15 protein-coding genes are annotated in these 18,782 nt (G+C 55.3%); 10 read left to right on the top strand and 5 right to left on the bottom strand.

Annotation, left to right across the window (positions count from 1 at the left end):
• Positions 1-113: 113 nt before the first annotated feature.
• The gene (locus VGH19_21815) at positions 114-626 is read right to left on the bottom strand and encodes a hypothetical protein (GenBank protein HEY1174018.1); all 513 of its coding nucleotides are present in this window, start codon (positions 624-626) and stop codon (positions 114-116) included.
• A gap of 158 nt (positions 627-784) precedes the next feature.
• On the opposite strand from VGH19_21815, the gene VGH19_21810 reads away from it, so the two are divergent.
• Positions 785-1,363 carry a methyltransferase domain-containing protein gene (locus tag VGH19_21810; protein HEY1174017.1) on the top strand — a complete coding sequence of 193 codons (579 nt, stop codon included), beginning with the start codon at positions 785-787 and terminating at the stop codon, positions 1,361-1,363.
• 329 nt (positions 1,364-1,692) lie between these two features.
• Positions 1,693-2,460 carry a hypothetical protein gene (locus VGH19_21805; protein ID HEY1174016.1) on the top strand — a complete coding sequence of 256 codons (768 nt, stop codon included), beginning with the start codon at positions 1,693-1,695 and terminating at the stop codon, positions 2,458-2,460.
• A 71-nt stretch (positions 2,461-2,531) separates the two neighbouring features.
• Here the strand turns inward: VGH19_21805 and recA are convergent, their stop codons facing one another.
• Positions 2,532-3,662: a recombinase RecA gene (recA, locus tag VGH19_21800; protein ID HEY1174015.1), complete on the bottom strand. Its 1,131-nt coding sequence runs from the start codon at positions 3,660-3,662 to the stop codon at positions 2,532-2,534.
• 319 nt (positions 3,663-3,981) lie between these two features.
• Between recA and ispF the strand changes: the two genes are divergently transcribed.
• The 6 genes from ispF (at position 3,982) to VGH19_21770 (ending at position 9,510) form a co-directional block, all read left to right on the top strand.
• Positions 3,982-4,461, top strand: a complete 480-nt coding sequence (ispF, locus tag VGH19_21795; protein ID HEY1174014.1) for a 2-C-methyl-D-erythritol 2,4-cyclodiphosphate synthase — start codon at positions 3,982-3,984, stop codon at positions 4,459-4,461.
• 1 nt (position 4,462) lies between these two features.
• Positions 4,463-4,729, top strand: coding sequence for a hypothetical protein (locus VGH19_21790; protein ID HEY1174013.1), 267 nt, complete (start codon positions 4,463-4,465; stop codon positions 4,727-4,729).
• Positions 4,730-4,958: 229 nt separating this feature from the next.
• Positions 4,959-6,299 (top strand): sigma-54 dependent transcriptional regulator, encoded by a 1,341-nt coding sequence (locus VGH19_21785; GenBank protein HEY1174012.1) that lies wholly within the window; start codon positions 4,959-4,961, stop codon positions 6,297-6,299.
• Positions 6,300-6,492: 193 nt separating this feature from the next.
• A complete protein-coding gene (locus VGH19_21780; protein ID HEY1174011.1) occupies positions 6,493-7,983 on the top strand; it encodes a GDSL-type esterase/lipase family protein in 1,491 nt (496 codons plus the stop codon).
• A 62-nt stretch (positions 7,984-8,045) separates the two neighbouring features.
• Positions 8,046-8,216 (top strand): hypothetical protein, encoded by a 171-nt coding sequence (locus VGH19_21775; protein HEY1174010.1) that lies wholly within the window; start codon positions 8,046-8,048, stop codon positions 8,214-8,216.
• Between the two features lie 55 nt (positions 8,217-8,271).
• On the top strand, positions 8,272-9,510 hold the full coding sequence (locus VGH19_21770) for a PQQ-binding-like beta-propeller repeat protein (protein HEY1174009.1): 1,239 nt from the start codon (positions 8,272-8,274) through the stop codon (positions 9,508-9,510).
• A gap of 480 nt (positions 9,511-9,990) precedes the next feature.
• On the opposite strand, the gene VGH19_21765 is transcribed toward VGH19_21770, so the two are convergent.
• The 3 genes from VGH19_21765 to VGH19_21755 all read right to left on the bottom strand — a co-directional run bounded on the left by VGH19_21765 (position 9,991) and on the right by VGH19_21755 (position 16,482).
• Complete coding sequence (locus tag VGH19_21765) at positions 9,991-13,428, bottom strand: hypothetical protein (GenBank protein HEY1174008.1); 3,438 nt, start codon at positions 13,426-13,428, stop codon at positions 9,991-9,993.
• A 620-nt stretch (positions 13,429-14,048) separates the two neighbouring features.
• Positions 14,049-14,864, bottom strand: coding sequence for a hypothetical protein (locus tag VGH19_21760; GenBank protein HEY1174007.1), 816 nt, complete (start codon positions 14,862-14,864; stop codon positions 14,049-14,051).
• 91 nt (positions 14,865-14,955) lie between these two features.
• The gene (locus VGH19_21755; protein ID HEY1174006.1) at positions 14,956-16,482 is read right to left on the bottom strand and encodes a leucine-rich repeat domain-containing protein; all 1,527 of its coding nucleotides are present in this window, start codon (positions 16,480-16,482) and stop codon (positions 14,956-14,958) included.
• Between the two features lie 81 nt (positions 16,483-16,563).
• On the opposite strand from VGH19_21755, the gene VGH19_21750 reads away from it, so the two are divergent.
• Together VGH19_21750 and VGH19_21745 are read left to right on the top strand one after the other, a co-directional pair.
• On the top strand, positions 16,564-16,704 hold the full coding sequence (locus VGH19_21750; GenBank protein HEY1174005.1) for a hypothetical protein: 141 nt from the start codon (positions 16,564-16,566) through the stop codon (positions 16,702-16,704).
• A gap of 1,187 nt (positions 16,705-17,891) precedes the next feature.
• The gene (locus VGH19_21745; GenBank protein HEY1174004.1) at positions 17,892-18,782 is read left to right on the top strand and encodes a phosphoribosylaminoimidazolesuccinocarboxamide synthase; all 891 of its coding nucleotides are present in this window, start codon (positions 17,892-17,894) and stop codon (positions 18,780-18,782) included.

The following is an 18,782-nucleotide window of genomic DNA, read 5'->3' as shown; positions in this document are numbered from 1 at the left end:
CTTCCTGCTCGATCTCCCGTAAGGTCAAAGGCCGCTTGGGTTCTGGCTTCATCCGTGTTCCTTTGGTTCGTGGTTGCCCCTTTGCACCCAGGATCGGAACCGTTACCAACTCATTATGGGGGCAGTGTCAAGATGCGCCCCAACAACGCGGCATCGGCCAGTTTTTTGGCGCATTCTCGAGCTGGCGGATGTTCTGCGGGATAAACGGAGACGAGCACGCGTTCCACCAGCAATTCTTCCACGGGATTCATGCAGACTTCGCCGTAGGGGCCTTGGATGCGGCGGAGTTGCGTGTGCGCCAGATTTTCCAGTTCACCCAAAAGATCAACGAAGACACCAGCGACTTGCCAGCTTCGCGGTCCACCAGTAGCGCCGAACTTGCCCATGATCTCCTGACGTTGACGGACGGAGAGTGCGGAAGGCGTGAGGAGGCACATGTCCAAATCGCCGGAAGTGTAGGCGCCTTCCGTATAAAACTCGATGGCAGAGCCACCCACAACCACCAGCTCCACCTGATGCTCGCGAAAGACGGTGGAGCACAGGCTGGCCAATTTCAAATGCTTAACTGTGGGATCTTGTTCCCCAGCGATGTCTGCCAATGCCTGTTGGATGGCCTCAAGTGTCATATTGAGTATTACTGAGTAAGACTGAGTATGATTGAGTAAATTTTAGAAAGCGAGGGTGAAGGAATGTGACTTACATACAACTCGCGCCGGACCGGAGGTCGGCGCTCCACTTGAGTGATGGCTGGCAAATGCATGTTGTTTGACGTATTGGTGAAAGCATGTCGCAGGAATATTGGGAAGAGTTGTATCAGAAGAACGAGACGCCTTGGGAGAAGGGGGAGCCTTCGCCGGGATTGGTGGATTTCATCGCGGCGCATCCGGAGTTGTCGCGCGGGACGGTGCTCGTGCCGGGATGTGGGACGGGGCATGATGTGCGGGTTTGGGCACAAGCTGGTTTTCAGGTGACAGGTTATGACATCGCGCCGAGTGCGGTGGAGCTGGGGCGCGAGAAGACGACTGCGGCGGGATTGAAGGCGGAGTTTCGGCTGGGGGATTTCTTGCGGGATGAGCCGCCGCAGTTGTTCGATTGGATCTTCGAGCATACTTGTTTCTGTGCCATCAAGCCGGAAGAGCGCGAACTTTATGTGGCGGCGGTGTCTCGCTGGCTCAAGCCGAATGGGCAGTATCTGGCGGTGAATTATCTGATCCCCGATACGGATGGACCGCCGTTCGGGACGACGCGCGAGGAAATCGTGGAGCGGTTTTCACCCACTTTTGTATTGGTGGAAGATTTGGTGCCCCGGTCGTATCCGAACCGGACGGGGCTGGAACGGATGTTTTGGTGGCGGAAGAGGTGAGCACCCAAATACGCTTTTTCTCAAGCGCCATACCTACTGCTACTTCTTATGATACAAGCGTGGAGCCGATATATCGGAAAAGGGTGATATGCACGCACCTGAAAATGTTCGTAAACATGTCCTCACCAAATTGTTGCAGCTTTTAAAAAGGCGAAGTTCGCACCGCATGATTGGCTTGGTCAGCAGATCTTGAGGAGACGTCACGAATTGAACAAAGATACGGGACATTTGTCTGGAAATGATAGGTATATCTGCCCGCTTTACTCTGTGAAAACGGAAGGTAAGTTTTCCCAGCAGAGGTTGGAACAACCCCTGACTTTATTTGCTTTATGAAGAAACCTGTAAAAATCGCATTGGCGCTGCTCGTCGTTCTGATTGTTGCCGTGGTAGCTGTCGCACTTTCCATCAATGGCATCGTGAAGAAAGGCGTGGAGACAGTAGGCCCACGTGTGACGAAGACCACGGTGAAGCTCGACGGCATCGCCATCATGCCGCTCTCGGGCGGCGGTTCGGTGAACGACCTCGTGATCGGTGTGCCGGAGGGTTATAAGTCTGAGCACTCCATCAAGGTGCATAAAGCCAGCCTGTCCATCAGCCCCGGTTCATTGCTCTCGGACAAGATCGTGGTGAAGTCCGTGAAGGTGGACGGCCCGGAAATCATCTTGGAAGGCGGCTTGAACGCGAACAACCTCACGCAAATCCTGAAGAACGTGGAAGAGTTCACCGGCAGCACGGAGAACAAGAAGGCAGAGGAAGAGGCTCCGGGTGCACCGAAGAAATTGCAAGTGGATGAGTTCGTGGTGACTAATGCCAAAGTAACGGTGCTCTTCAGCATGCTCGGCAAGCCGCTCTCCGTGACCGTTCCAGAAATCCGCATGACCGGCCTGGGTGCCGGTCCCGATGGCATCACACCGGCGGACATGACCAAGCGCGTGCTGGAAGAAGTCATCAAACAGACGACCGTCATTGTGGCGAAGTCCATCGGTGACGTCGGCAAGTTCGCCACGGATGCGGTGAAGGATGTAGGCGGCACCGCGTCGGAGACGACGAAGAAGGCCACGGACGGCATCAAAAATATCTTCAAGAAGAAGGACTAACTTTTCTGGAAAGCAAAAGGCCGCGCTGAATGAACAGCGCGGCCTTTTTTGTTTTTAGATTGTCCGCGAGCTTACGCCGCTGGTTTCTCAGCGTGTTTCACCATGATGGCGGCGACGATCTTCTGCGCCAGTTCCGGTTTCTCCACGAGCGCCTTGGCAGCGGCTTCTTTGCCTTGGCCGATGAGGTCACCGTTGAACTGCAACCAAGCGCCTTTCTTTTCCACCACACCGAGGTCGATACCTACTTGCAGGATGCAGCCTTCCTTGTTGATGCCGTGGTTGAACATGATGTCGAACTCCGCCTCGGTGAACGGAGGCGAGACCTTGTTCTTCACCACTTTGCACTTCACGTGGTTACCGATGGCGGCGCCGGAAGCATCCTTCAAGGCGTCCTTACGGCGGATGTCGATACGCACGGAGGCGTAGAATTTCAGCGCCTTGCCGCCGGGGGTCGTTTCGGGATTGCCGAACATCACGCCGACTTTTTCACGAAGCTGGTTGATAAAGATGCAGGTCGTCTTGGCCTTGTTCAGGATGGCCGTAAGTTTGCGCAGCGCCTGGCTCATGAGGCGTGCTTGCATGCCCATGGTGGCCATGCCCATCTCGCCTTCGAGCTCGGACTTGGGCACGAGCGCGGCGACGGAGTCCACCACGATGACATCGAGGGCGTTCGAGCGGGCGAGGGTTTCGCAGATGCTCAAAGCTTCTTCACCACTGTCCGGCTGGGAGACGAGGAGATCGTCCAGGTTCACACCGAGCTTCTTGGCGTAAGCGGGATCAAGCGCATGCTCCGCATCGATGAAGGCAGCGAGGCCACCGTTCTTCTGCGCGTTCGCGATGACGTGGAGCATCAAGGTCGTCTTACCGGAAGATTCCGGGCCGTAGATCTCGATCACGCGACCGCGGGGCAAGCCGCCGATGCCGAGCGCGAGGTCCAGCGAAAGCGCGCTGGTGGGGATGACTTCGATCTTCGTCTGGGCGCGGGCATCGCCCAGGCGCATGATGCTGCCTTCACCGTAGGCCTTGGTGATGGTGGCGATGGCGGCGTCCAACTCGCGATTGCGCGCGGCTTTGGCTTTCGCCTCTTCGGCAGAAGCGGTCTTGGTTTCGGCTGGGAGATTTTTTTCGGAAGTTTTCTCGGCTTTTTCGGCCTTCTCGACTTTCTCTGCTTTTTCAGGTTTCTCGGCGGTTTTTGCGGCCATAACTGGGTAAATCTTTGGGTTGTTAAACGTGAACGCATCAGGGGGCGCGAACGGTCATTGCCACCTCTTGAAACGCGTAGTGAGTAGAGCGGCGATGACCGGCAAAAGCCAGTGGATTTTATTCACAGGGGAAGAAAGATAAAAATCCCAAATCCAAAGCACCAACCACCAAGGAACCACCCAATCTAAAGTTCCAATCCAGCTTGTTCAATGTGTGTTGGAGCTTTGGATTTCACTGGAGCTTGAAGTTTGTGATTGGGAACTTTTTCCTGAACGTTCCATCTTGCGAGAATGGCTGCAGCCTCTAGTATCACCAGACATGATTTACGTAGGCATAGGCTACGATGTGCATCAGTTGGTTGAGGGCCGGAAGCTCATATTGGGCGGGGTGGAGATACCCTACCACAAGGGACTCGATGGCCATTCTGATGCGGATGCATTGATGCATGCGATCACGGATGCCGTGCTGGGCGCCCTGGGTGAAGGGGATATCGGACAATTCTTCCCTAACACCGATCCGCGCTGGAAAGGTGCCCCGAGCCGTATTTTCCTCGAAGAGGCAGCGAGTCAGGTGTTGAAGCGTAAAGGCCGCATCGTGAATATCGATGCCACGGTCATCGCGCAGGAACCCAAGATGGGCAAATATTTTCCCACGATGAAGGAATACATCGGCGCGGCGCTGGGCATCGCCCCGAAGCGCGTGGGTTTGAAGGCCACGACGAATGAGCACATGGGTTTTGTAGGTCGCGGTGAAGGCATTGCCGCCATGGCAGTCGCTTCAGTGGATCTTCCGGAATAGTATGAAAGGCGAAATCAGTTGGAAAGGGCGGACGGAAGAAGGCGAGAAGCGCGAGGTGTATGCGAAGCATGTCGGTGATCGCTGGCTTTTCTTTGTGCGCGGGAAGCGCCATGATCAATGGAAGGAGCTGCCAGAGCCGCCTTTGGAGGACTGGTTGGAACTTCTTGATGGTGTCCAGCGCCGGATAAGCCGTCGCCGATTTACCCCAATTGAGGAGATTCGCTTGAGGAAGCGTATCAAACAGCTCTTCCCGGATGCCGAGATTTAAGGCAAAAGTCCTGTGTTTTGCGATTAAGTTTCCGGTTTAGTGTCCCAAGATTCTTCTTGGGGTAAAAAACCCCATATTTTCTTAACTTTTCCCTGTCTACAAACGAGACTGGAATTATATTTGCTATTGCTACTTGTAAGCCGGTGATGGCAAAATATGGTTAGTCCGGCTGATTTGGGTTCGGAAACTGTCGTGAAATGCGGCACCCAAGCGGAAAGGTTACGAAACGATGAACGCACGTATATTGATTGTGGACGACCAGCAGGAGCTTTGTTTGCTGCTTCAGAACTTGCTCGCTACGCAAGGGTATCGCACCTCCTCGCTGACCAGCGGTACGGCCCTACGCCAGTCGCTGGGTGGACAGGAGCCGGATGTCGTTTTGCTGGACCTGAAGCTGGATGACGCGGATGGCTTGGAACTCTTGCCGCTCATCAAGAAGTCTTGGCCGAGCACGGAGGTCATCGTGCTTACCGGTCATGCGTCACTCGATGCCGCTGTCACGGCTACGAAGCTGGGCGCGTATGATTTTCAAAAGAAGCCGTTCGATCACGAGTCGCTCATCCACTCGATCGAGAAGGCGTTGGAGCACAAGAAGCTGACGGAGCAGACGAGCACGCTGCGCCGCGCCATCTCAAACATCAGTGGCGGCAGCTCGCCAGTGTTCCGCAGTGCAGCGATGAAGAATGTGCTACGCACGGTAGAACGCGTCGCGCCTACAGATGTGTCCGTGTTGCTTTGCGGTGAGAGCGGCGCAGGCAAGGAGGTGGTCGCCGATCTGTTGCACTCATTGAGCAATCGTGCGAGCGGGCCGTTGGTGAAAGTGAACTGCGCGGCGCTTCCGCGTGATTTGATCGAGAGCGAGCTGTTCGGTTCCGTGAAAGGCGCATTCACTGGTGCGCATGCGGATCGCACGGGTCTGTTCCGCGAGGCGGATGGTGGCACGTTGTTGCTGGATGAGATCTCGGAAATGCCGATCGATACGCAGAGCAAGTTGCTGCGCGTGTTGCAGGAGCAAGAAGTGCGTCCGGTGGGTGGTCGCGTGAGTTACAAGACGAATTGCCGGATCATTGCGGCAACGAATCGTCCAGTGGAAGAGGCGATCAAGGAAGGCAAGCTGCGCGAGGACCTGTATTACCGCGTAGGTGCCATCACGGTTTCATTGCCGCCATTGCGCGAACGTCGTGAGGATATTTTGCCGCTGGCGGAAGCATTCTTGAAGCGGTTCGCAGCACAGGCGGGGCGTTCCATTTTCGGCTTCACGCAAGAAGCAGGGGATATGCTGCGCAATTACGATTGGCCGGGTAATGTGCGCCAGTTGCAGAATGAGGTGCAGCGCGCGGTGCTGATGTGCGATACGCGCCAGATCGCGCCGACGGATCTGAGCATCACAGAAACAACAGATGCAGCGGTGCAACAGAATCTCACGCTGATGGAAGGCATCGAGCGCAATGCCATCTTGCAAATGCTGAAGGAAACCGGCGGGAACAAGCTGGAGACGGCGAAGCGCTTGGGCATCGGGCGGCAGACGCTTTATAATAAGATCAAGCAGTACAATATACCGACGAGCTAAGGCCTCACTTCGTTCGGAATGACCAATGACGAAATCCGAATGTCCAAGGAATGACGAATGACTAAATGTGCGCTTTGAGGGTGCGCATTGAGTTTCAGCGTTTGCAGAGATTATTAGGGCATTTGTCATTGCTCATTCCTTCGTCATTCGTGCTTGGTCATTGGTCATTCTTCTGAGAGCTTTTTCTCATCTCATGAAACGAAGCTGCGTGAACTTTTTGGCGGCACTACTCGCTGCCGTTTTCTTTATCGCCACGGCGGGTGCGGCACCGGTGAAGGTGGCGATCCTTGGCGATTCCACGGTGAGCGAGTATCCGACGAATTCCATCATCCGCGGCTGGGGCCATTACGTGCAGAGCTGGTTCAATGATTCGTTGCAGGTGACGAATGTGGCCCTGAGCGGACGCAGTTCCAAGAGCTTCATCACGGAAGGGCACTGGGAGAAGACCAAGGCGATACGGCCAGACATTGTGATCATCCAGTTCGGACACAATGATTCTCACGCGAAGACGGAACCGAAGGCGACGGATGCGGCCACGGATTATAGGGATTATCTCCATCGCTATATCAATGAAGCGCGGGCCTTTGGCGCGCAAGTGGTGCTGGTCACGCCGATGCATCGTCGCACGTTCAATGCGGATGGTTCGTTGAATGATATCCTGAAACCGTATGCGGAAGCGATGAAGATCGTGGCAGCGGATAAGAAGGTGCCGCTGGTGGATCTGCACACTGCGAGCGGCAAGCTCTTTGCCAAGCTGGGGGATGCGGGCAGTGCGGATTTGAGTAATGCTCCAGGTGATCGGACACATTTTTCAGCCAAAGGCGCGCGAGCCATGGCGGAACTGGTGATGCAGGAATTGCCACAGGCTTTGCCCACGCTGAAACAGCATCTGAAAGCGAAAGCCCCGGAAGCGCTCACTGCGGATGAGTTGGTGCCGGGCAAGATATCGAAGTGGAACGGGTTCAATCTGCACGAGATCGAGTTCGAAAAACGGAAAGCTTACATCGTAGTGCCGGAGAAAGCTGCTGAAGGGCGTCCATGGATTTGGCGCGCGCGGTTCTGGGCGCATCGGCCGGAGGTGGACATCGCGCTTTTGGGCAAAGGTTTTCACCTGGTTTACATCGATGCACCAGAGTTGATCGGCAGTCCGGCAGCGGTGGAGGTGTGGAACAAGTTTTATGCCTATCTCACGACGATCCATCGCTTAAATGCCAAGCCCGCATTGGAAGGGATGAGTCGTGGCGGGCTCTACATCTACAATTGGGCTTCGGCGAATCCGGAGAAGGTGGCGTGCATTTATGCAGACGCACCTGTGTGCACATTCCAGAGCTGGCCAGGTGGAAAAGGAAAATCCAAGGGAAGTCCGAAGGATTGGGAACTCGTCCTGAAGGCGTATGGCTTCAAGGACGAGGCCGAAGCAATGGCGTGGAAAGGCAATCCGATCGACAGCCTCGCACCACTGGCGAAGGCGAAGGTGCCGTTGTTGCATGTAGTGGGTGATGCGGATGAAGTGGTACCGGTGGATGAGAATACGGCCATCATTGAGCAACGGTACAAGGAGTTGGGAGGCTCCATTCAGGTGATCCACAAACCGGGGATCGGCCACGTGCATGGATTGGATGATCCGAAGCCGATCGTGGATTTCATCCTCGCCAACACGTTGCCGCGCAAGGTGGTAAAATAGGCCCTGAGAAATCCTAAAAACCTCGCTTGTCTCTGGCGGCTGGACCGGTATATTACGCGCCTATGAAATTTTGGGCATCGACTGGTGTGACGATTTTGATGGCCGTGATCATCGGCATCGGCATGGTGCGCATGTCGCACGGCAAGGGTGCAGCGCTCTTCTTCCTGGCATTGGCCGGGTTTGTAGTGCTATTCGGCTATTTCTGCCTTCCGCCGAAATCGAATCACCACTAAGCGGTCGTTGATTTTTAGGGCTTCCCTACCGGGAAGCCCTTTTTGCTTTCTGCATATGAAGACAATCCGATTTTTCACATTAGGTTTAGTGCTGTGCTGGCTGGGAACAGTGAGCTTGCAGGCGGCGGATTGGGCAGAGTTCCGCGGGTCGAACCATGGCCATGCGGAAGCCAAGTCTCTCCCACTCAAGTGGAGCGCCACGGAGAATGTGAAATGGAAGATCGAAGTGCCCGGCACCGGCTGGTCCTCCCCTGCTCTTTTCAAGGACCGCATCTACCTCACCTCTGCCATCACGAATGATGCAGGCGGCCAGTCCTTGCACGCATTGTGCGTGGATGCAAAGGACGGCAAGATCGTTTGGAACACAGAAGTGTTTCGCCCCCAGACTTCACCCGGCATCCATAAGAAGAACAGTCACGCCAGCCCGACGGCGGTGATTGAGAAAGACCGCGTGTATGTCCACTTCGGCCATCAAGGCACAGCGTGCCTCGATCTCAAAGGCAAAGTCATCTGGAAGAATGACACGATCAAATACCAGCCCGTGCATGGTAACGGCGGCTCACCGGTGATTGTGGATGACATCCTGTTCTTCAGTTGCGATGGCGCGAAGGATCCCTTCATGGTCGCGCTGGATAAACAATCCGGCAGCATCCGCTGGAAAGTCCCGCGTGAAACTACGGCGAAGAGAGCGTTTTCCTTCAGCACGGCCACGGTCATCACAGTGAACGGCCAGAAGCAAATCATCAGCCCCGGCAGCGGAGTAGTTTGTGCGCTGAATCCGAAGGATGGCAAAGAACTCTGGCGCTGCCGCTATGGTGAAGGCTATTCGGTGATCCCAAAACCCGTTTATGCAAACGGGATGCTTTTCCTAAGCTCCGGCTATGACCGCCCCATCGCGATGGCGATTCGCGTAGATGCTAACAAAGGCGATGTCACGGATACACACGTTGCGTGGTCATTGCCCAAAGGCGGACCGAACACACCTTCTATGCTGGTGGTAGGCGATGAGTTCTACATGGTTTCCGATGGCGGCATCGCGACGTGCGCGGATGCCAAGACCGGCAGTGTGCATTGGCAGGAACGCATCGGCGGTAACTACTCGGCTTCACCGATCTACGCCGCCGGAAGAATCTATTTCCAGAGCGAGCAAGGCATGGGTGTGGTGCTCAAACCCGGCAAGACCTTCGAGAAACTGGCCGAAAATAACCTCGCCGAACGCACGTTGGCTTCTTATGCAGTGGGAAACAAATGTCTGTTCATCCGGGGAGAGCAGCACTTATTTCGGATTGAGTAGGAGCGTGCCCGTCCTCGGGCACAGTCCCGCATGCGGGATACATAAGCAAAGGTGGGCTAGTTTCGCGCAGAGCCTGCCGTGCGAAATGATTCTCTTGATCGCACCCGTTCTCACCCTCTGAAGCCGCCTGCAGCATTTCACCTTGCTGCGGCCGAGGACGGCCACGCTCCGCCGGGGGAGCGCGGATTGTCCCTATCCGCAGCAACGTCCATAAGCAAAGTCAGCGTGATATGCAGTTCCACCTTCAAACGCTATCTCTCCTCGCGTTAGCGAGGGCAGATTCATAGCAACGGGTTTTAACCCGTGGTATCCGAACGAGTTTCCCAGCGTCGCGTAGCGACGCAAGATTCCCGTTTGGAACTAACCTGCATCTTCCGTCGCTACGCGACGGAGCATTTTGCCAAAAAGAAACGGCGGCTTAAAAAGCCGCCGCTATGAATCTTCCATGCCTAACGGCATGAATACGTTTAGCTCTTAACCTTACACACTCGGATCCGCACCCAACGTCCCGTTCAGTTGCGTCAGGTACTCCGGTGACTTCACGTGCTTCTGCATCGCGAGCGCGAGGTCGAGCCGTTGCTCGATGCCCAAGCGCTTGGCCTCTTCCACGTGACCCGGCTTATTCAGGAACTTGGACAGGTAATCCACGTGACGACGCCAGAGGCGGATGTCCTTCTCCTGCTTCGTCGCCAAACGCACCTTGTACCAATCACTGCTCAGGAGCGCTTCACGCGTGAAGAGCGCGCGGATCTCCGGACTCGTCAGGTCTTTGCCTTCGAACTCATCGTTCAGCATGATGTGCAAGAGTGCCTTCAACGGCGGGCATGCATCTTTGATGCTGCCGTCATCGAAGTAATACTGCGCCACGCGTTTGTGCGTCGCCACAATGTTATCCATGCCATCCGCGAAGATCTCCATGCCCTGCAATTCCGGCAGCAGCATCTCTTCGCTGATGACTTCGCCCGGGTGATTGAACACGCGACCGAAATACGTCCGCACAAATCGTTTCGTGATGCGATAACCCAAGCGGCTCGAGAGCAGCTTGCGGCCTTGATATTCCGTGTCCTCGCACTTCTCGAGGTAACCATTGCGGATCAGGAATTTCGGATCGCGCTCCTGCTCCGTCATGCGGCACCACACCTCCGGGATGAGCAAGCTGATGTCGTGATCCACACGCACATTCGGCCCCACGTAACCGGCGGACGTGATGAAGCTCTCGTAACCCGTGAGCAAGTAAGATACGAGTGCGTTGTTCAAGTCCACGATCGGCGGCAGCGCGTTGAACGGCGCTTTCGTGAGCGCACCTTCAGAACCTGCACCCGTGGTGGAGGGCGATTTACCCGTCATGCTGGAGATGAACTCCATGAACAGCTCGGGCAGTTCGAGATAATGGATCGGGCTGAACACCGCTAACGGACGGATCTTTGCTGCGGGTTCCGGCGGATTATTCCGGCGACCGGGCAACACCGCGTTCACCGGCGTCGGCACCGGTTCACCCAGCGGGATGCGACGTTGCAGGCGCGTGGCTACTTCCGCGAGATACACCGAGCGCGGATTCAAGAGGTCCGGGCGCGTTTGCAGATAGCGCGGATTCTTGGATGGCTTGCCTTCCACGATGCGCGGGTGCGCCGAGGAGACGAAGTAATCCGGCTTCAGCATCACCGCCGCATGCTTGATAATCTCCTGGATCGGCGGGGTGAACTTGTCGAAGCCGATCGCATCTTCCATCAACTCATTCGCATAAGCCGTGGTGAGCGGTTCGTAATTCGAGAAGAAGTTATCCTGCCGCGCAAAGTCCAGTTCTGTCTGCTTGTCGTAGCCGCGATGGATCGCATCGTCAGGACGTTGGAACAGGCGGAACTCGCAGTTCTGCACGAACTTCACGGACGGATTTTCTTCCAGCCCGCTCAGGTTCGCGACCGCTGCGGATGGCACCACGATAGAGGCCGTGATATCGTCTTCCATCTGGATCTTCGCAGCCGGTTGGAAATCTTTCCGCAGGCCGAATGTGCGCCACGCACCATCTTCGTCATAGCCCACGCGCAGGTAATTCGTCACCAACTTGCGACCATCGCATTTGAGTTCGTTGCCCGGCGTGCCGTTGATGATATCCACACTGAAATGGCTGCGCCAATCATTGCCCCACTCGGGCTTGTAATAGCGCTTCACCACGAAAACGAGTTCCTTGAGATACTGCGGTATCTCCGCAACCCACTTGTTGTATTCCTCCGTGTATTCACGTGAGGCTGGGCTGAGCAGCTTGATGACAGAACCGAGCGAACGCTCCGGGCTCAAGATCAGGCGCGTATCCGCCTTGCTCTTGTCCTTCAAGCGATCCGAGTAATCGCGCTGGATAAGTTCGACGACCTTATCGAAGTCCGCTTTGAAATCCGCCACGAACACCGGTCCTTGGATGATGGCATCCGTGATCGGCTTCGAGATTTCCGATTTACCACCACCGGAGACCGTACACGGCTTATGACACAAGACACCTTCCGCCACTGTGCCGACCAATCGCCACGTGCGCCCACCCGGCGGCTTCTCCATGTGCACCTTGTAACCAGACGGACGGATGTACGTCTTGCTGGGCATCAATTTGATGCTGCGTTCCTTGCCGCCGTAGGTCCATGAAACCTTCTGCTTATGCAGGTCGAAGTGGACATCCTCACACACGTAAACGATGTCCGCCCACTTCTTGTCGATGCCGTAACCTTCCGGCTGCAAGTGCATCAGATCAGCATACTTCTCCGTCACTTCCTGCCAGTTATGCTCCTTGCGCTTCACGTGCAAGTTGCCGCTGAACTCCTCGCCGAGATCGTAAGCGGGATACACCATCGCACCGCCCGCGTGCTCTTCCTCGCACATGCCGAAGAGGTTCGCCGCGTAGCTGAGCTGCGTTTTGACCTCTTTCTTGCAGTAACCGAAATAATTGTCCGCGATGATCGTCACGACCACACCACGGCTGTCCCGTGCCGTGAGCTTGTAAGCCTGGCCGTCGTTATACAGTTCGTCCTCGCTCTTCCAGCACATGCCGTCGAGACGCTGACGTTCCGTGGCCTTGTCATAATGCGGCAGGCCCAATTCCTTCTTCGTGGAACCGATCAAGTGCGGCGCCAAGATCACGCAGCCCGTGTGACCGGACCAATGCTCCGCGTCCAGACCTGCATCGTTCTCCGGCAAATACGGATCGCCCGCATTACCGAAGATGCTCTCCACGAAATCCAGATTGCTCACCAAGTTGCCCGGCACGAAGAACCGCACTTCCATGCGTTTCTCCGGCGTGAACCCCTTCACCTCCGGGCACAGCAATGGACGCAGCAACAACGTGACATAGCACTCCGCCTTCTTTTCTTGCTCACTCGTGATTGGCAGGCGCATGAGGCTTGCAGGCGGTTGCAGCGCCTTCTTCAGCATCAGCGCGAACGTGATCTTCGGCACCTCATACTTGTCTGCTGGCACTGGCAATCCACCTGCGGCCACGTGGAAGACACCCTTCGTCGTGCGGCGATCGCTCTTCGGATTGTGCAGCACTCCTTGCTTCGTGCGATACGAGCTGACGATGTCCGACACGAACTCATCCTTGTCCACCGGGATGGAGAGCGTGCGGGCCAAACCGTGACGATCCAGCACAAATGTCTGGCTCGGCAGCTTCACCGCCGTGCTGGTGTCGTAGAGATAATCGTCGAGAAATTGCTGGATACGCCAGTCCGCCGCGCACTGGTAATTGGCCAGCAAGCGCTCGCTCTCCCGATGATGCGAGAGCAGCGAGGCAGCCATATCATGCAGTTCCGAGTCACCCTGGGTGACTACCGTCGGCAGGCCCATGGCGGCCAGTTTGAGATTGATGTATTGCAGCAACCGACCTTCGGAGGTAGGTGCTGAGTCCGTGTACAGACCAATGCTTTTTGCCAGGTTCATCTCAGCGCGGGGTTATTGGTGAGAGGGTCTAGAGTTTGACCACTACGGGCGGCGATTATGCGTCCCAAATCAATCCGCGCAAGCGTAGAGCTATTAGTTAGCAAAATTCGTTTCATCTTTTCCTCCTATGACCGTCCCCTCTCGTGCTCGTCCCTGATTTCCCCTCTTCCCCTTCTCTCGATGTTCGAAGTTGGGCGTTGGATGTTCGATGTTTCTCTTTTGTAGGCCTGCCGGTGCAACCGGCTCAGGTCGCCAAAATCATCAAAAACAGAATAAACCCCGCTCCGCATCCCAGCACCGTCACCCACAGCGGCTCCTGCTCTCCGCTCGTCAACAAAGGCACATTTCTATTTTTCATGCCCCCAGCCTAAGGAGGGGGGTAGGACATTGGCTGTCCATGCGATTATTTTTATGAAAAACCTCTCAAACCCACCAACCCATTGGAAACGAACACGTTAAATCAAAAGCAACCCCTTTCCATGCCGGGGGCATGCGCGTTAAAATCGTAAAAAGCGATAACTGGCCAGTCGTTTCCCGATTCAACGATTTAACCATTTTAAGAGACTCATCCGAGGATGCTAAAACCCTTTAGAAGTTGATGACAAAGGCCATGAGTCAGATCAGTCCGCCGCCGGTTTCAGATATTCTTGCTGAAACACATAGATGGCTTTAGCCAGATCGCTGGCGAATTTCTTCCGGTCGGCGCGCCGTTGTTTATAGCCCAGCTCGATCTGGATCGCATCAATGCCGTCCTCCTTGTGACTGCCATATGTGCGCACCGTGAAACCGCCATTGTAACTGCGGTCCTCAGGCGGTTTGCCGGGTGGCGTGTTATTCGGGACGATGGCGTAACCCATCGCCGCAAGCTGCCCGAGCAAACTGTTCGTCCCGGTGAACGCATCCTCCCCCTGCTTCTGGATGAGCCGCATCACCGTCACACCATTGCCAGTGCCACGAAAGATGGAGGACTCATCCCGCGCCTGCCCATGGATATCCACCATCAATCCCTCACCACCAAAACGCTTCCGAATCTCCGCCACATAATTGCTCACCTGATTGTGATACGCCTCGTAATACGGCTTCGCACCCGCGCTCTCAAAAGCATTTGTCACCGGACGATTCACATCCAAAAACTTGCGATGAAACTGCGCCGCGACCACATACGGCTTCTTCCCTTTCATCAGCTTGGCAAGTTCCTCATTCACCAAGAGCGCCAACTCATACGTCCCGTCATCACGAAGCACCGTGCCATTGGTGCGCGTAAGCACATCTTTGAGCACATTGGTTCCACCGTGTGGTGCGGTGAGGAGAATGGGAAGATCGCCGGTTTGGGAATACACGAGATTCGTGGGAGTGCTGTTCGTGGATTGGGCGAGGAGGCTACTTAAGGTGAACAGCAGCAGGGCCAAGGTGGCAATGAAGAGCTTGATACGCACGGTGTGTTTGTAGCGTATCGGACGGAAGGAGGGAAAGGAACGTTCTGGTGACAGGAAAAAGTTGAACAAGAGAGAGGCTATGGATTCAAGGCTATGGCTTGAACAGCTTGCGAATTGTTTCTGCGTAATTCTCAGTTGTGACGATCTTATCTGGGTATATCCAGGCGATGAAGTCAGGGGTAGCGTGGACCGGTCTATCAGCATCGGAACCCCAAAGTTCGACTTGCAGGTAGATGATCCAGTCATTCCGCGCAGTGGCCAGTTCCTTTTGGATGGCAGCAACAATCTGCGGAGCGGCCTGATAGGCTTTTACCGAGCTGAGATGGAGCGTATGAGACCGGCGCAGACCGCCAGTGTAGGGAAAGTTCCAGTCTTTTGTCTTCTCCCATTTCGCCGCCAGTATCTTGGTGAGACGACGCTCCAGCCAAGCACGCTCCGATTCGATGAGTTCGATATTTCTATCCGCAGGAGTCACACCGTAGCCTTCCTTGAAATCGAAACGGTCGAATTCATCTTGGGAAACGACCAGCAACTTCGGGGAAGGAGTGGCACGTGGTTCAGAGAAGGAAAAATCGGCATCCCAAGAAGAGAGGCTGGCATGGAGCAGCTTCAATTGCAGGACGGGAGTGCCTTTGGACTCGGGCATGGTTACTTCGCGCAAGGTCGGGTGGCTGCCTAATGATTCCAGATTTTTCACCTGCAATGCACTAAAGTCTATCGCCTTGATGGCGGGCAAATCTTTAATCTCAGAGGCATCGACCGTACGGAATGAAGAAATGCGCAGATGAGTAAGCTGGGGGCAGGAGTTCAGCGGCTTCAATGAAGTATAAACACCGGTCAGGCTGGCATATAACAAGGACGGGAATTTCTCCATGCCATCCAGACTGGTAAGACCCTCAGCCCGCAAACTGATCAACTCCGGACAGCGAGGAGTGGCGATAAAGCTACTGGGGCCGATGCCACGGGCGGTCAATTTCTTCAAGGCATCCAACCGCTGGACACCAGCCAGCAAGTGGACGTGCCCGGCGGAGAGTTCGAGTTCGGCCAGTTTCGGCAGATGGCCGAGCGTCTGGAGACTGATCAAAGGATTGTCATATAGAGTGAGTTCCTGAAGGTTCACCAGTTTCTCCAAGGGATTAAGATCGGCGATCTGATTGCCTTCCAGATCCAGTCGTTTGAGGTTAACCAGACCGGCCAACGGAGTGAGATCCGAGATGGAATGATGGCTGAGGACAAGACCCGTCAGATTGCTCAATCCAGTCAGAGGGCGCAAATCGGCGATTTTATCCCCTTCCAAATGGAGCCACGTCTTTTTCTCCAAGTGTGATGCGATGGCGTAAACTGATTCAGGGGTCAGTTTGGCTACCAACGCTTTCGCATTTTTCCGCGTGACGTTACGAAAGGCGTCTTCAGGAAATTGTTGGGTTGTGAATTCGTAGCGGGATGCATGGATCAGCTTCGCCAAGGTGTAAGCCGTCTCGGTGCTAATCTTGGAGTCGAGACAAAGCGTGGCAAAAGGAAGCTGGGAAGCTGATGACACGAATGCTGCACCTTTCTTTTCTGCGGCCATGAGCGGAGTAGCGAGCAGCATCATGGACAAGAGGGCGGGGAGATACATGGCGAGGGGAAGGCTAGCGCGAAGTTAAGTGCGGAGGCAACTATTTCAGCGGGTCGCATCGGGCGGTGGTCCGTGCATTTCATGCACGGCTACCATCGGGTCGTGCCGCTGGCACTGGAGGCGGGGATGCGGTGGTTGTTTCAGGAGACGTATAACGAGACGGAGACGGCGCGTCGGAAGAAGGGGTTTGTGGGGCGGTATCGGGAGGGGAGAAGGGGTTAACCGCAGCCCCGACTAAGAGCCGGGGTGAAATAGACGCAGATGAGAAGATTTTTTTGCGGTGCTTTTTTTGCGAGAGTGGGTTGGTGGTGCTTATGGACGTTGCTGCGGTTCGGAGACCCGCGCTCCAAGGAAGGCGAGCTCCAGGGCGCGGTGGAAAATATTTTTTGGTGGAAGTTTTTGAGCGGGAGGAGATTAGGGGTTTTGATTTTTAAGATATGGAAAATTTATTGTGCTAGTGAGGTTTTGTGGTAATCTTTTTGGTGCTGGCAGCTCGCTGCTGGTAAAGGACGGGCTTGAGGTAATTTTAAGTTCTTAGTTTTAAGTTTTGAATTAGGAACGAGGAAAGAGCCGGAAATCCCAGGTCACTAAACATAGCGATGCGTAATTGCGTCGATGTGTCCTGCGTTGGCGGGGAGGTGGCAGTTCTTATGGAACCGTTAGGAACGGGGGCAAGAGAGCTTTTGATAGCTATCGAGTCCACTGTTGCAAATCCGGTAGTTCAGTTGCGGAAAGAGTTACGGCGGAGCGGCAGCTCCGCCCTACCGGGTTTAGGATATGTGGGTGTATCGGGCGTTTGGATCAGGGTCCGTAAGCCGGAGGGGGAAAGGGACGTCGGTCGTCATAGGTTATGACCAGACCGGGGAATCCCTAGGTCGAAGTTCGACCTCCATTCCCACTGCGGAACCGGCCGGGTCAGGGACAAGCGCTCAATCTGAAGTCCCAATCGTAGGGAGGGAGGAAACGATAGCTCACAGGGGTCGGATGGTTTCATTGCTCTTTGACATAGTTCCCCAGTGGGGAAATGCGAAGGAAGAGGTGCGAGGTCCGAAAAGACCGGGCACCCTCATCCTCAATCCTTCTCCCGGTCGAAGTTCGACTGCCAAGGGAGAAGGACGAATAAAGCGCCGTTTTTCGACGTGACGCTCAAGCATTTTCCCGTGAAGTGGCTGGCGAGGGTTTGGTTTGGGAGGTTGAGGCCGGAGGCTAGAGTGCCGCAGAACAGGATGCTTTGAACGGGTTGCCGGGCTAAAGAAACCATGCAGAAGGCCATTTCGGGGAATGTTAAATAGGTTAAATGGTGAAGCGATTCACGGTTTCACGGTTTTAACGAATCGAGGACGAGCAAGATGGGAGGTTGGGAATTTCGATTTGCACTTTCGTGGGGGGACCCCATCATCCGCGCGATGATGAGTGACCAAACGTTGTTGCAGATCGATTTGCCGGGCATCCCGAAAGTGAAAAGCGGAAAGGTGCGCGAGGTGTTCGACCTCGGCGATAGCCTGCTGTTCGTGGCGTCGGACCGTATCTCGGCGTTTGATTGCATCATGCCCAACGGCATCCCGCGCAAGGGCGAGGTGCTCACGCAGATCTCCCACTTCTGGTTCGATCAAACGGAAAAGCTGGTGCCGAATCATCGCCTGGCGAAGGCGAACGATCCCCTGCCCGCCATCCTGCAACCGTTCGCAGACAAGGTGGCACGCCGCAGCATGATCGTGAAGAAGTCCAAGCCATTGGCGATCGAGTGCGTGGTGCGCGGCTATCTCGCAGGCTCCGGCTGGAAGGAATACAAGACCAGCCAGACGGTTTGCGGCATCAAGCTGCCGGCAGGTTTGAAGGAATCTTCGGAATTGCCTGAACCGATCTTCACCCCCGCGACAAAGGCGGAGACGGGCCACGACGAGAACATCTCGTTCGAGGAAGCGGTAAAGATCGTGGGCAAGGACATCGCCGAGAAGGCACGCGACCTGAGCCTGAAGATCTACAACTTCGCCCGCGATTACGCCCGCCAACGCGGCATCATCATCGCGGATACAAAGTTCGAGTTCGGCATCTACAATGGCGAACTCATCCTCATTGATGAAGTACTCACGCCGGATTCCTCACGCTTCTGGCCCGCAGATCAGTATCAGGCGGGCAAAGGCCAACCGAGCTTCGACAAGCAATTCGTGCGCGATTACCTGGAGACGCTGGACTGGGATAAGACCCCGCCCGCGCCTGCTTTGCCAAACGAGATCGTGATGAAATCGCAGGCGAAGTACCTGGAGGCGTATGAGCGGTTGACGGGGAAGAAGCTGTAA

Source organism: Verrucomicrobiia bacterium (assembly GCA_036405135.1).
In the GTDB taxonomy this organism is placed as follows: Bacteria; Verrucomicrobiota; Verrucomicrobiia; order Limisphaerales; family JAEYXS01; genus JAEYXS01.
Note: the sequence above shows the minus strand (reverse complement) of the source record. Positions and strands in the feature narration are given on the sequence as shown.

Coding starts and splice junctions, on each gene's coding strand:
- VGH19_21770 (HEY1174009.1), top strand. CDS start 8,272: ATGAAGACAATCCGATTTTTCACATTAGGTTTAGTGCTGTGCTGGCTG.
- ispF (HEY1174014.1), top strand. CDS start 3,982: ATGATTTACGTAGGCATAGGCTACGATGTGCATCAGTTGGTTGAGGGC.
- VGH19_21780 (HEY1174011.1), top strand. CDS start 6,493: ATGAAACGAAGCTGCGTGAACTTTTTGGCGGCACTACTCGCTGCCGTT.
- VGH19_21765 (HEY1174008.1), bottom strand. CDS start 13,428: ATGAACCTGGCAAAAAGCATTGGTCTGTACACGGACTCAGCACCTACC.
- VGH19_21755 (HEY1174006.1), bottom strand. CDS start 16,482: ATGTATCTCCCCGCCCTCTTGTCCATGATGCTGCTCGCTACTCCGCTC.
- VGH19_21805 (HEY1174016.1), top strand. CDS start 1,693: ATGAAGAAACCTGTAAAAATCGCATTGGCGCTGCTCGTCGTTCTGATT.
- VGH19_21790 (HEY1174013.1), top strand. CDS start 4,463: ATGAAAGGCGAAATCAGTTGGAAAGGGCGGACGGAAGAAGGCGAGAAG.
- VGH19_21810 (HEY1174017.1), top strand. CDS start 785: ATGTCGCAGGAATATTGGGAAGAGTTGTATCAGAAGAACGAGACGCCT.
- recA (HEY1174015.1), bottom strand. CDS start 3,662: ATGGCCGCAAAAACCGCCGAGAAACCTGAAAAAGCAGAGAAAGTCGAG.
- VGH19_21750 (HEY1174005.1), top strand. CDS start 16,564: ATGCACGGCTACCATCGGGTCGTGCCGCTGGCACTGGAGGCGGGGATG.
- VGH19_21815 (HEY1174018.1), bottom strand. CDS start 626: ATGACACTTGAGGCCATCCAACAGGCATTGGCAGACATCGCTGGGGAA.
- VGH19_21775 (HEY1174010.1), top strand. CDS start 8,046: ATGAAATTTTGGGCATCGACTGGTGTGACGATTTTGATGGCCGTGATC.
- VGH19_21745 (HEY1174004.1), top strand. CDS start 17,892: ATGAGTGACCAAACGTTGTTGCAGATCGATTTGCCGGGCATCCCGAAA.
- VGH19_21785 (HEY1174012.1), top strand. CDS start 4,959: ATGAACGCACGTATATTGATTGTGGACGACCAGCAGGAGCTTTGTTTG.